The sequence below is a fragment of the Varibaculum sp. genome (assembly GCF_008661855.1).
Lineage (GTDB): Bacteria > Actinomycetota > Actinomycetes > Actinomycetales > Actinomycetaceae > Varibaculum > Varibaculum timonense_A.
The window spans coordinates 101338-113415 of record NZ_RPZY01000008.1; the positions used below are offsets into that span (position 1 = coordinate 101338).

Genomic DNA, 12078 nt, shown 5'->3' on the forward strand with positions numbered 1-12078 from the left:
GCTAATAGGCATGGAGGATTTGTGACATGAGCGAAGAACAGTCATCAGAACGGGTAGCAGCTCTAGAAGAAGAGGGCGATATTGCGGCCGACTATTTAGAAGAGCTGCTTGATATCGCTGATTTGGGCGGCGATTTAGAAATTGATGTTGAGCATGACCGCGCCAGCGTAGATATCGTGGCTGATGCCCAGGATTTGGGAGATTTACAGCGACTAGTGGGAAATGAGGGCGAAGTTTTGGAGGCTCTCCAGGATTTAACCCGATTGGCAGTTTCTCAAAAGACTGGGGAACATTCACGTTTGATGCTAGATATTGCCGGCTTTCGCCAGACACGTAAACAAGAATTGCGGGCGATTGCAGAAGAGGCAATTACGAAAGCAAAGACCAGCGGGGAGCCGGTTCGCCTGGAGCCGATGAATCCGTTTGAACGTAAAGTTTGTCATGATGTTGCTGCTGAAGAGGGCGTGTATTCAGGCTCGCAAGGGCAGGCTCCCAACCGGGCAGTAGTAATCTATCCTGATGCTTCCGGTCCGCAGGAAGCTGAATAGCGCCCTGCTGCACTAGATTGATGTGGTGAGTTCCTGCTTTAACAGATTTAAGTCATGGCATTAGAAACGCTTCCCCTGGTTGAGCAACCGGGACAAGCTGTTGCCGATTTTTTCGGTACTTCTTTTCCCTTAATGCTTCGCTATTCGCAGATGCTCATCGAGCAGGGTCAGTTACGCGGTCTACTAGGTCCGCGCGAACTTCCTCGGCTTTGGTCACGACATCTTTTAAACTGCGGTGCAGCTGAGAAGTTTTTGCCGATTGGGAAAAATGCCACGGTTGCCGATGTAGGTTCGGGTGCAGGCTTACCGGGAATAGTTTTGGCAATTATGCGTCCAGACTTGCAGTTTTATCTTATTGAACCCCTTGGTAGACGCGCAGAGTGGTTAGAAGAGGTAAAAGAGGAACTGGATTTGCAAAACGTGGAAGTTTTGCGTTCTCGTAGTCAAGACCTACCAGCTGATCAGCAGTTTTCCGCAGTTACTTCCCGCGCGGTTGCCAACTTAAATAAACTGGTACGGATTTCGGGCAAATTGGTTGCTCCGGGTGGGATAATGCTTGCCATTAAAGGTGAACGCGCTCCTGAAGAGCTAGCTAATGCGCGCGAGGCACTGGTTCAAGCTAAACTAGAGGCTGCTCATATTGAACAGGTATCGTCTTTAATGGATGGTTCCGTTACGCGAATCATTATGGCAACTAAACGCGCCTAGACTCCGCAATTTTTAAAATACCGCTTTTATATTGGAGGCATAATGAGTAAACATCGTTTGGCTGATGCCGAGATGGTTGAGCAAGCTATAAGCGGTCAAGAGAGTCTTTCATCGGGCGTTGTTACGGGACAGCGGGAAGCAAATAGGCAAACAGTGGAAAAGCTACCTGCCCCACAAGCTACTCGAGTAATTGCGGTGGCTAATCAAAAAGGTGGGGTTGGCAAAACTACAACGGTTGTTAATCTAGCGGCAGCTATCGCCTTGGGCGGACTAAGGGTTTTGGTTATTGATGCCGATCAACAAGGTAATGCCTCTTCTACGCTGGGTTTTAGAAATCTTTCAGATGATCAGGCTTCACTGTATGAGGTTATGACCGAGGGCGTACCCTTACGGGAAGCAATGGTAGAGAATCAGAAAATCCCCGGTCTGTGGGTTGTTCCCGCATCAATGGATATGGCTGGTATTGAACTTGAGCTAAATGCGAGAACTAATCTTCAACAAGTCCTCTCCGAGGCAGTAAATGCTTTGCTTAGCAGCGGAGAGTATTTTGATTACATCTTTATTGATTCTCCTCCTTCCCTGGGGATTATGACGGTTAATTCTCTTGTGGCCGCTCATGAGGTTTTGGTTCCCCTCCAAGCTGAGTATTTGGCATTAGAAGGTCTTACGCAACTTACCAAAACTATTGATATGCTGGTTATTCGGCTAAATCCAAAGCTGCGCTTTACTGCAATTTTACCTACGATGGTAACCACTAATACATTGTTGGGGAAAGGCGTGTTAGAAGAAGTTCGTGCCTATTACGGAGATATTGTAATGAAAACGATAATTCCTCGTAATGTAGCTTTAGCAGAGGCTCCTTCCCATGAGGAATCGATTTTGACCTATGAACCAGGTTCCAAGGGTGCAAAATGTTACTTAGATGCCGCGTATGAATTAATTAGTCGTGAGGTGAAATCATAATGGCACGAAAAAAACATTTAGGGCGTGGTTTATCTGCGTTAATCCCAACCGACCCTGTTGTTAATCAGGCTGAACAGCATAGTTTAGACACTGCCTCTAGACCGGCTGATATTTTTTTCGGGGGGCACGCTAGTTCTCCTAAAGGTGGTTCCGTACGAGAACTTCTTGAACCTCGTAAAAATGTTTCACGTGAAACATCGCGAGCTTCTAGCTCCAAGGGCTCTGCACAAAAGGGTAAGTCTAGCGTAGCGCCGGTCACTTCTGACAACGCTAAAAAACAGAGTGATGGCGACTGCTTAAATTCTACTCAAGATGTTTCACGTGAAACATCATTAGTTCCGGTACCCGGAGCAAGGTTAGAAATGCTGGCAGTCGAAGCCATTAATCCCAATCGTGCGCAACCGAGGCAAACTTTTGACGATGACGAAATTGCAGAATTATCGGCTTCTATTAAAGAAGTCGGACTGCTGCAGCCGATAGTTGTTAGAAAAGATCCGGTAAATAAAGATGCCTATGAATTAATTATGGGTGAGCGGCGTTTAAGAGCCTCTAAGCTTGCAAAAATAAAAGAAGTTCCGGCTATAGTTCGGGAAACTTCCGACAACAAGATGCTCCTGGATGCCCTGATTGAGAACCTGCATCGCGTGCAGCTAAACCCACTAGAAGAAGCGGCTGCTTACCAGCAGTTGATGGAAGACTTCGGATGTACTCAGCAGGAACTGTCTCAGCGCGTATCAAAGTCGCGTCCAGCAATTACTAATGCGCTGCGATTACTGCGACTACCTGCTAGCGTACAACCCAAGGTGGCGGCAGGAGTAATTTCCGCTGGTCACGCCAGGGCATTATTAGCGATAAGTGACCCTGCCGAACAAGAGTATCTTGCTGAAAGGATTATCGCGGAAGGTTTATCGGTGCGGTCCACAGAAGAAATCGTAGCGCTCGGAAATGTGCGTGCTGGTGCGAAACGCACTAGCACGGGTGCTAGACGCACTCAAGTGGAGCTTTCTGAGAGACAGGAAAACGTCCAACGTCTTTGGAGAGATATCTTCGATACCCGGGTACTTATTAAGCCGGGTAAAAAAACCAGCAAGTTGGTAATTGAATATGCAGATGAAGACGATTTAGAACGGATTACCCAATTGCTAAAACATCTCCGTAAGTAATAGTCCTATCGTCTAAGAGAAAACTCCTCAGGGAGGGGTAAACTATTGCGAAAATCAGCGATTGTAGAACCTGTTAGCGGTAGTGATGGCTCTTAGCAACGTATGCCCCTGGCTGCACCGTCCCGAGTTACGGCATCAATTAGTTTGCCAAATCCAAGATCTGCTTCCGCTGCCAGTGGCCAAAGCGAGGTATCAGTCATACCCGGCACTGCGTTCGCATCAATAAACCAGGGGTTATTGTCATTATCGACAATCAGGTCAATCCGCGAAAAACCTTCTAATTCAAGGACTCGGTGGCACTGTAAAGCCAGCGCACGCACCCGCTCATCAAGCTCTTCTTCAAGCGGAGCGGGAGCAAAAAACTCGGTACGTCCGGTTAAATAGCGAGCGTCAAAATCATAACGACCAGCGTCAGTGCGAATCTCTACCGAGGGTAGGGCGCGGGATTTACCCGATTCTTCAACGATAGAAACTGAGACTTCTCGCCCGGAAACGAACTGTTCAATCAGAACTTCATCATCGTAAGCAAAAGCATTAACCATGGCGGTTCTAAGCCCATCTTCGTCCTCGACATAGGTTATCCCCATAGCGGAACCGCCTCGAGAAGGCTTAACCATTAAAGGAAAACCTAGCCTAGTCGAAACTTCTGCAAGTAGCGTAGTTGCTCCCACCTGCCGAAATAGTATTTGGGGGAGGGCGACCGAGCGGGGCGTAGGTAGCCCATTCTTTTCTACGACCGACTTAGCAACCGGTTTTGATAAAGAAATTCTGCATCCCTTCGGACCGGAACCAACATAAGGAATGCCCCCTAGCTCCAGGAGGTCTTGCAAGGAGCCATCCTCGCCCTCACGTCCGTGAATAACTGGCCATGCCACATCGGGATGGAACTCACGCAAGTAATCTAAAAGATTATGGTCTAATTCTAAGGTCTTAACCGTATGGGCATATTGCCGTAACTGGGTTGCGACCCTGTTTGCCGAGCGTAAGGACACTTCTCGCTCTTGCAGCTGACCACCGGTAATAATCGCAACCTTTAAGCCATTAACCTCAGTCATATTAGTGCCTTTCTTGCGAACCAAATAACTTTAGAAGCTCAATTTCACGTTCCACTACTTTGGCAAGGCGACGTACGCCCTCACGAATCTCATCAGCAGGCGGATAACAAAACGAAAGTCTTAAGTTTTCGTGCCCTTGATTATCGGCATAAAATGCAGTTCCCGGAGTGTAGGCAACTAACTCGGTAACCGCCCGGCTGAGCATAGCTTTTGAATCCATTCCTGAAGGTAAAGTCAGCCAAGTGTAGAAACCTCCCTCAGGTACCGTCCAGGTGCATTCTGGTAGATAGGTAGCCAGGGCATCTAACATAGCGTCCCGGCGTCCCCGATACATTTGTCGGTAAGAGTCGATTTGCCCGCGCCAATCATAATCACGCAGATAGGCATGAATAGCCATTTGCCCAACCATCGAGGGAGAAAGAATTGCTGACTCGGACGCTACTATCAGCTTGTCACGAACCGCTGGTGGAGCATATGCCCAACCGATTCTAAAACCAGGAGCAAATATCTTAGAAAACGAACCAAGATAAACTACGAGGTCAGGTGCCAGTTCTACCAGGGGACTCATAGTTTGCCCTTCAAAACCTAGCAAACCGTAGGGATTATCCTCCAGGATTAAGACCCCGTATTTCCGACACAGCTCTACTAGTTCTTTTCGCCTTGGAATGGACATTGACACTCCAGCGGGGTTGTGAAAATTCGGGATAGTGTAAAGATACTTAATTCGCTTTCCCTCACCGCGTGCCTGCTCAACGGCTGAAGCAAACTCTTCCGGTATTAAACCCTGGTCATCGAGCCCAACATGACGCACATCGGCTTGGTAGGCGTTGAACACGCCCAAAGCGCCCACATATGAGGGTGACTCGGCAAGAATAACGTCGCCAGGCTCAATAAAAAGCTGCGTGACCAGGTCTAATGCCTGTTGAGAGCCAGTGGTGATTACTACATTGTCAGGATTGGCGTTAATTCCCTCGGCGGACATCACCTCGGTAATAGATTCTCGCAGCGGAGCCCAACCCTGCCCGCTGCCATATTGCATTGCCTGTTCACCGTGATTTAACACCAGTTCCTTAGCGCCTTCAGCCAGCTCGGCGAGTGGTAAATCATGGATATTAGGCATCCCACCCGCTAAGGAGACAACTTCGGGGCGGGAAACCACCGAGAAAAGGGCACGAATTTCAGATTCACGCAGATTGTGAGCTCGCGCAGCGTAGGAATCCTGCCAAAGATCTAGATGCGTTCCTTTCTTTTGCGTACCCATGCGCGTCTCCTTTTTACTAGGTTAATTGCCATTTTTGCACGAAGCAGCGTTGCCACCAAAACCAAAGTTAAAAAAGCATAAATGTAAAATAAAAACTATTTATCTGATGTCGCCTGAGTAGCGTTTTGGCTGTCATTTGAGCGCTGACTGCGTAAATACCAAATTAGAACCCCAATAAAGGCAACCGTTACTACCAGCAGTAGTGGCAGGAGAAAATCGGGAAGCGAACTGACCGCCTGACTAATACGGGTCTCTAAGGAGATTTGCTGACCGGCGTCCAGTAAAGAATGGTTATTCGTACCCCCAGTAACCAGTAGTAATACTCCTACCAGTATGAATACTGCACCTGAGATAACAGAACCCCAGGTAGTTTCCCGTCCAAATAACCTCAAAGGACGCGGGTGGAAGAAACGGCGTTGGCTAGCTGTTAGCGATCCCCAAATAAGAGATAACAGTGCCACTGGCGTTAGCATTCCTGCCGCATAGCAAAACATTAACGCTCCCCCTCGGAAACTAGAACCAGTTAGGGTTGCACTAGAAAGTACCGCCCCTAGGATTGGACCGGTACAACCAGAACCAGCCAACCCGTAGGAAATGCCGAATAAGAAAACCCCGGCCACACTAGCTTTGGTAGTTCCCCCTAAAGCCTTAGGTAGAGGGAGTTTTGGTAGGGGAAGGGCTAAAACCTGGGTAATACCTAAAGCTAGGATAACTACCCCGACTATTAAAGTTACCAGGTGAGAATGGGCTAGTAGCCAGCCCCCCAATCCCCCGGCTGCAAAGCCCAAAGGTACCAAAGCAACTATTAACCCCAAGAAAAAGACCGAGATTCTTTGCAATAGCCGAGAGCGGTCTTCAAAGGCACACGCAAAAAAAGCCGGTAATAAAAACGCCCCACAGGGAGCCAAAAAAGTGACTAAACCTCCAAGATAGGCAATAGTGAAGTTAATAGACATTACTTGTTGTTTTCTTGTTTAGCTGCGATTTCAATAGTTTTAATGAAAGTATCTGCCGGTAGGGAGCCACTAATAAAATAGTCGTTGATGAAAAATGCCGGCGTACCGTTGATACCGACCGAGCGGGCGTGCGTACTTTCGTCCTCCACTATTTTTCGAGTATCCGCAGACTTTAAATCCTTGTTAAATTGCGTAAGGTCGCTAACCCCACTGGATTTGGCAAGTTGGGTTACCAGCTGGTCGTCCCAGCTGATATGTCCCCCGCCCTGCTTGGTCGCCAGCTGGGTTGCCTGTTCTAGGAACTGCCAAAATTTCCCTTGCTTGGAGGCAGCGATAGCTCCGGTTGCTGCCAGATCGGAATGGTATTGGGCAGCGAAAATCGAGAGGTTATTAAACTCAATCCGCAAAGTACCGTTATCAATATAAGGTTTTAACTGCTTAAATACTGTAGATTCGTATTGATAGCACAAGGGGCAGGAAAAGTCCGAAAACTGAACCATAGTTACCGGAGCTTTAGGGTTACCAATTGCCCGGGGATCCTTTGGATTCGAGCGGTAAAAGGACTTAATGAGTTTTTTACCCTGTTCGTCAGTGATTTGATTGACTCCTTGCGGAAGTTCGCTGGCATCTTGGGAAGTCGAGGCACTTGTTTTAGGGGCTGATGAGGACTCTTGCGCGGTCGTATTGTTCTTGGCGGAACCCATATAGTAGGCGATAGAAAACACCAGCACTAAGAATGCCAATGCTAATAACACTAGGAGGGCGATTAACGCTGGTTTTTTCTTTTCGCGCCCTAACTTGGGGTGTTCACTCATTTACCTGTTTCCTCTCTTCATATTTAGCCTCAAGAATACCTAGCTTAAGCTATTTTCTTATATAACGTCACGCCGTTGCAGGTAGCGGGTGGCAATCCAACCTAGGGGGGCGCGAAGCCAAAAAGTGAGGAGGCGATAAAGTAGTGCACCCGAGAGCGCAGTCGCGCCAGGAACTCCTGCCACCTGCAAACCGGCAGTTAATGCGGCTTCAACAGGCCCTAAACCACCGGGAGTGGGAATCAGTGAACCTAAAGTATTGGATACCAGGAAAGTCACGGTGATAGTCGAGATGGGAAGATGATAGCCGAAAGCAGCAACCGCGCAGTAAAAGGCACTAACTTGCAAACCGGTTTGCAGCAAAGCCCCGATCGTGGTTAGCAACATTCTCTTTGGGCTGGAAGTAATCCAGATTATGCGCGGCCACACCTGGTGAAAAGTGGGTTTAACTTTTGTCCAAATCCACCCGCGAACTTTGGGAATAGCTAACCCACCCACCAATACCGCCACAATCACTACCACAGTGACCACCATCGTGGAAGAAGGCAGCTTAACATTCATGGATTTTCCGGTAAACATGACCATTATCACAAGCAGCACTACGGTACATACAAACTGGAACAGTTGCATCAAGGAAACGGTCGCTAAGGCGAGAGCATTGCTCATATTCTTCTTAGTTAAATAGCGCAGGTTCAACGCGCCAACTCCGACTCCGGCGGGTACTACTAAAGAGGTGAAGGAGCCGGCAATTTGCAGTAAAAATAGTTCGCCGTAACCCAGACGACTGGGAGTTACTGCCTGTAAAGAAAGAGTTTGTCCGCTGCTCATCGCAATAGAGAAAAATGCCCCGGCTATAATCCACCAAGTATTGGCGGCAGCGATGGTGGTATAGATTTCCTTAAAGTTCAAAGAACCTAGCACCACCAGCACCGCAACCACGCCAAGGGAGGCAAATATTAGCGAGGAATAAGAGAATCGGCGCAGTTGGGCAGGCTGAACCTCGCTGGGATTAGTCCGGGTGCTGCTCAATAGTTCTTGGCGGAGGGTAGCGAGCAGCGCAGTTTTACGTAGTTTAGCTCTAGTTGATTGCGGTAGCGCCAAGGTTTGCAAAACCGGGACCATTGCTTGAATCTGGGAAGTAGGAAGGACTGCTTTCATGGCACTAACTGCCCGATCCTTTCCCAGCCCGAGGCTGGTTATAACTAGCAGCTGTACCTGGTCAATCAGGATTGACATCCTGGAAGCCGCAACTTCTCCCTGTGACCAGTTAAGGAAATATATAGCTCCATCGGCTCCTAAACACAGATTGGAGGAATTAATATTACGGTGAGCTAACCCACCTTGATGGGCAGATACTAGCTGTTGCCAGGCTGCTCGCAGTTGAGAATCTGAAATATCTGACTCGGTGAGGGCGCTAAAAGGGGTGAGCGCAATATCGTCCTCGAAAATGTTCAGCATGGTGCTACCGCAGTGCGCCAGGCCGTGGTAAGGGCGGGTTTTGATTTGAGCGCGAGTGGTCATTGCCCCCATTAGGGCCGTGTATTCCCCGTTTTGCCGCACGGTGGCAGCTGTAGATTTGGAGAAAGAACGCAAACGTAGATTATTCCAGATTCCGGTAATCCAGGTTATAAGCCGAGAGTCTCCGTCGGTAGCAATCATGCGGTAGCGGTGAGAGGTATCAGAGATTACGCAGTAAACTCTTTCTCCAGATTCGCTAGCCTCCCCATGAGTTTTCAAATCACCGCCAGCAAAGGTGCTCAGTTCTAAAACCGGATCAAGGCAAAGCTGCTCCCTTTGCATAATGCCTGTAGGAGTTAAGAACCCTGGTTCGGTAGAGAAAGCTATATCCTCTACCTGTAATAAATCCCCCTCAGTGGGGGTGTCTAGGCGAAGAATACGGCACGGAGTTATCCCAACTTCGGTTAATGCCCGAATCAAAGAAGGTCCAGTAGGGCGGTGATTACTAACTCCCCAGAGGTAGCGTCCTAGGCAACCGGTGAAGGTGCCCAGCAGCACCGTGATTAGTGCCGAGGGTAGAGTCATCCGTCCTTGCAGCACTGCCAAAACCAGGATTGCCCAGGTTATTATCCATAGGATACGCACCAGTTGGTCGCGGCGACGTTCCCCCGCCATGCTCATCATGGCGACCACAGCGGTAGAGGGGATAGAAATCGCGACGATTGAGCCGCCTACCACCCACACTTTTAGGGCGTTGGAAAGCACGTAGGGGAGGGCGGAGATAAGGGCGGTGAAAGCGCTGGCTACTATCGCCCCGATAATACCGGTAAAAGCGGCCTGGAAAGTACGTAACCACTGGGCTTTAAAAGCCAGCATAATCAGCAGCGCTACCGGTGTTGCCAGGATAAATAGGTTCTGCAGCATCGATAAAGGCAACAGTAAAACCTGCGCTAAGGTGGTGTTCACGAATACTTTGGTCAGGTCTTGCGCAACGGCTTGGGTAGTGGCATGGGCATAGATTGCCAGCAATACCACCATGATAATTGCTGTTAGGTACAGACCGGCACGGGCTAGGTCGTCTACGCGTCGCAAGCGGGAGTTTTTTGTATCAACTACTCGGGTGATGTGCTGGGTCAGCTGGGTCTTGACAATCTCTCCCGAAGCGCTCATGACTTGATTGTATGCAATGAACCGGTGCATACCTAGATGTGAGCTTACCCCTAAGGCTGCCCCTCGCGTACCAGGGCGTTAAAGGACTCATTTAGAATTACAGAAGTTAAGGTTTAGCCTCAGGAGGATGCATGGTTGCGGCACTACAAACAGCGGGGATATTCGATTACCTAACTGATCCGAATCTTTTGCTAAATACTCTTTTAGCCCAGCTGGGGGGCTGGATGGTGGTGGCAGTGGCCCTCATCGTATTCATCGAATCTGGGGTGTTATTTCCGGTATTGCCTGGTGATTCCATGATTTTTGCCTTAGGGATATTGCATAACCGAATCCCTTCCGTTCCGGAATGGCTTACTTTCCTAGTGCTTTTTGTCGCGGCTATCAGCGGTAATCTCGTAGGTTATTGGTTAGGTCGAAAATATGGCAGACGCCTGTTCAAAGACGATGCCCGCTATTTATCTACCGAAAATATGCATAAATCTGAGGATTTCTTTCGCCGCTACGGCGGGGTAGCGCTGGTTCTGGCGCGTTTCGTGCCTTTTGTGCGCACCTTTGTTCCAATTATTGCCGGGATTGGGAAACAGCATTTCCGAACCTTCCTAATCTGGAACATGATAGGCGCGGCGCTTTGGATTGGGGCTTTCATGGTGGCAGGGGTGCTTTTGGGAGATATTCCCCTGGTTGCCAATAATGTGGAGCTGATTGCGATTGCCATCGTGGCGATTTCCGTGCTGCCGATGGTGATTAGCTTTATTAAGGCTCGGGCAACTAAAAAAACAGCCGATAAATAGGGATAGAAGGCGGTTTCCGCTGTTGAGGTCTGTCCCTTAACTTTATTGATTGCGTTCGATAGCTACGACGCTGTAACCGGCTTCTTTAATGGTTTCCCGGATGCACTCATCATCAATTTCGTAATCGGTGAGGATTGTGACCTGGCTGGGTTTGTCGCTGCGTAATAGCACCGATACTCTTTTAACATTGTCCAAATTGCTAAGAGCACGAGTGACGCGTTCTACGCATTTATCGCAAGTCATTCCGGTAACTAAAATATCGATGGTGCGATCAATGGCTTTTTGTCCTGGTCGTTTAGCTGGGAAGAACCGCATAATAGCCTCTTTTTCTCTAGGTATGCTCTGCTTGAATTGTAGTGCTTTAGCGGTGCTTTGTAATGGTTTCCCGGATTAATACCCAAAATAGAATCGGTAATGAAGATAGTAATACGGGGCAGGAGATTGAGGGAATCTCCTGCCCCGTACCTAACCAGTTAGAAGCCGTTAAGGCCAGTTCCCAGTGGACTTAACCGTTCATTAGTGACCTGGTTAGGGCAATGGCGCCACCTGCGCCGATTAACCCAAGTACTGCAATCGCGGCGATTGTTCCCAGTCCACCCATGCGATTAACAACGCTGGGATTGCTGGTCGTCTTGGCGGCTGCAGGCGCGGAGGGCGCTGCCTTGGGTTGTTCTACTCCCTGAACTTGACTGGCGGTCCCGTTGCCAGTTGAGCCACTCACGCTACCAGACCCCTCTTGAGTAGGCTGCGCGGTGCTGTTCGAGGTAGTAGAAGAAGAATCCGTACTGCTTGCGTTATTTCCGGATGAAGTATTGCTGGAAGTATTCCTGGGAGCTTCCCGGTAACGAATCGGACCGGGCACAGTTACCGTGCGGGTATTTTCCCGAGTCTGAATGATGGTTCGGGTAGGAGCCGGTTGAGTGCGGTTTTGAGTAGCTGCACTTTGGGCAGCGGAGCTGCTCTGAGATGGTTTAGTTTGGGTGCTCTGGGAATCGCGCGTGCTCGGTGCTATCGGTGCAGGGGAAAGCGGGGGAGTACTCGGTTCAAGTGTCGGAGACTCGGGAAAATACCCGCACGGTAACTGTGCCCGGTGCGATTCGTTACCGGGTAGCTCCCATGAATACTTCCAGCATTACTTCATCCGGAAATAACGCAAGCAGTACGGATTCTTCTTCTACTACCTCGAACAGCAC

The 12078-nt window shown here is 49.1% G+C and carries 12 protein-coding genes; 5 read left to right on the plus strand and 7 right to left on the minus strand.

Annotated elements, in window-relative coordinates:
* The first annotated feature begins 26 nt into the window (after window positions 1-26).
* Genes QZT94_RS00915 through QZT94_RS00930 form a run of 4 tightly spaced genes read left to right on the plus strand, consistent with a single transcriptional unit; the run spans window position 27 to window position 3382 of the window.
* Window positions 27-548: a R3H domain-containing nucleic acid-binding protein gene (locus tag QZT94_RS00915; RefSeq protein WP_270626020.1), complete on the plus strand. Its 522-nt coding sequence runs from the start codon at window positions 27-29 to the stop codon at window positions 546-548.
* Window positions 549-602: 54 nt separating this feature from the next.
* Window positions 603-1256: a 16S rRNA (guanine(527)-N(7))-methyltransferase RsmG gene (rsmG, locus tag QZT94_RS00920; protein WP_296761199.1), complete on the plus strand. Its 654-nt coding sequence runs from the start codon at window positions 603-605 to the stop codon at window positions 1254-1256.
* A gap of 42 nt (window positions 1257-1298) precedes the next feature.
* Entirely contained in the window at window positions 1299-2219 is a 921-nt protein-coding gene (locus QZT94_RS00925; protein ID WP_296761197.1) for a ParA family protein, read from the plus strand.
* Window positions 2219-3382: a ParB/RepB/Spo0J family partition protein gene (locus QZT94_RS00930; protein ID WP_296761196.1), complete on the plus strand. Its 1164-nt coding sequence runs from the start codon at window positions 2219-2221 to the stop codon at window positions 3380-3382. Before QZT94_RS00925 ends, QZT94_RS00930 begins: the two co-directional genes overlap by 1 nt.
* A 92-nt stretch (window positions 3383-3474) precedes the next feature.
* On the opposite strand, the gene QZT94_RS00935 is transcribed toward QZT94_RS00930, so the two are convergent.
* The 5 genes from QZT94_RS00935 to QZT94_RS00955 form a co-directional block, all read right to left on the minus strand.
* Window positions 3475-4437 (minus strand): D-alanine--D-alanine ligase, encoded by a 963-nt coding sequence (locus QZT94_RS00935; protein WP_296761194.1) that lies wholly within the window; start codon window positions 4435-4437, stop codon window positions 3475-3477.
* A gap of 1 nt (window position 4438) precedes the next feature.
* Entirely contained in the window at window positions 4439-5698 is a 1260-nt protein-coding gene (locus QZT94_RS00940) for a PLP-dependent aminotransferase family protein (RefSeq protein ID WP_296761192.1), read from the minus strand.
* Between the two features lie 95 nt (window positions 5699-5793).
* Window positions 5794-6654 carry a cytochrome c biogenesis CcdA family protein gene (locus QZT94_RS00945; protein WP_296761191.1) on the minus strand — a complete coding sequence of 287 codons (861 nt, stop codon included), beginning with the start codon at window positions 6652-6654 and terminating at the stop codon, window positions 5794-5796.
* Window positions 6654-7469 carry a thioredoxin domain-containing protein gene (locus QZT94_RS00950; protein ID WP_296761189.1) on the minus strand — a complete coding sequence of 272 codons (816 nt, stop codon included), beginning with the start codon at window positions 7467-7469 and terminating at the stop codon, window positions 6654-6656. Before QZT94_RS00950 ends, QZT94_RS00945 begins: the two co-directional genes overlap by 1 nt.
* Before the next feature lie 57 nt (window positions 7470-7526).
* A complete protein-coding gene (locus QZT94_RS00955; RefSeq protein ID WP_296773088.1) occupies window positions 7527-10094 on the minus strand; it encodes a lysylphosphatidylglycerol synthase transmembrane domain-containing protein in 2568 nt (855 codons plus the stop codon).
* A gap of 131 nt (window positions 10095-10225) precedes the next feature.
* On the opposite strand from QZT94_RS00955, the gene QZT94_RS00960 reads away from it, so the two are divergent.
* Window positions 10226-10885, plus strand: a complete 660-nt coding sequence (locus tag QZT94_RS00960) for a VTT domain-containing protein (protein WP_296761186.1) — start codon at window positions 10226-10228, stop codon at window positions 10883-10885.
* Window positions 10886-10927: 42 nt separating this feature from the next.
* Here the strand turns inward: QZT94_RS00960 and QZT94_RS00965 are convergent, their stop codons facing one another.
* On the minus strand, window positions 10928-11200 hold the full coding sequence (locus tag QZT94_RS00965; protein WP_270626010.1) for a heavy metal-associated domain-containing protein: 273 nt from the start codon (window positions 11198-11200) through the stop codon (window positions 10928-10930).
* Window positions 11201-11390: 190 nt separating this feature from the next.
* Window positions 11391-11606: a hypothetical protein gene (locus tag QZT94_RS00970; RefSeq protein ID WP_296773090.1), complete on the minus strand. Its 216-nt coding sequence runs from the start codon at window positions 11604-11606 to the stop codon at window positions 11391-11393.
* Window positions 11607-12078: the final 472 nt, after the last annotated feature.

What these genes read in the sequence shown, in the direction of transcription:
- QZT94_RS00945 (WP_296761191.1), bottom strand. Translation starts at nt 6,654, where the DNA reads ATGTCTATTAACTTCACTATTGCCTATCTTGGAGGTTTAGTCACTTTT.
- QZT94_RS00935 (WP_296761194.1), bottom strand. Translation starts at nt 4,437, where the DNA reads ATGACTGAGGTTAATGGCTTAAAGGTTGCGATTATTACCGGTGGTCAG.
- QZT94_RS00925 (WP_296761197.1), top strand. Translation starts at nt 1,299, where the DNA reads ATGAGTAAACATCGTTTGGCTGATGCCGAGATGGTTGAGCAAGCTATA.
- QZT94_RS00950 (WP_296761189.1), bottom strand. Translation starts at nt 7,469, where the DNA reads ATGAGTGAACACCCCAAGTTAGGGCGCGAAAAGAAAAAACCAGCGTTA.
- QZT94_RS00930 (WP_296761196.1), top strand. Translation starts at nt 2,219, where the DNA reads ATGGCACGAAAAAAACATTTAGGGCGTGGTTTATCTGCGTTAATCCCA.
- QZT94_RS00965 (WP_270626010.1), bottom strand. Translation starts at nt 11,200, where the DNA reads ATGCGGTTCTTCCCAGCTAAACGACCAGGACAAAAAGCCATTGATCGC.
- QZT94_RS00960 (WP_296761186.1), top strand. Translation starts at nt 10,226, where the DNA reads ATGGTTGCGGCACTACAAACAGCGGGGATATTCGATTACCTAACTGAT.
- QZT94_RS00915 (WP_270626020.1), top strand. Translation starts at nt 27, where the DNA reads ATGAGCGAAGAACAGTCATCAGAACGGGTAGCAGCTCTAGAAGAAGAG.
- QZT94_RS00940 (WP_296761192.1), bottom strand. Translation starts at nt 5,698, where the DNA reads ATGGGTACGCAAAAGAAAGGAACGCATCTAGATCTTTGGCAGGATTCC.
- QZT94_RS00955 (WP_296773088.1), bottom strand. Translation starts at nt 10,094, where the DNA reads ATGAGCGCTTCGGGAGAGATTGTCAAGACCCAGCTGACCCAGCACATC.
- rsmG (WP_296761199.1), top strand. Translation starts at nt 603, where the DNA reads ATGGCATTAGAAACGCTTCCCCTGGTTGAGCAACCGGGACAAGCTGTT.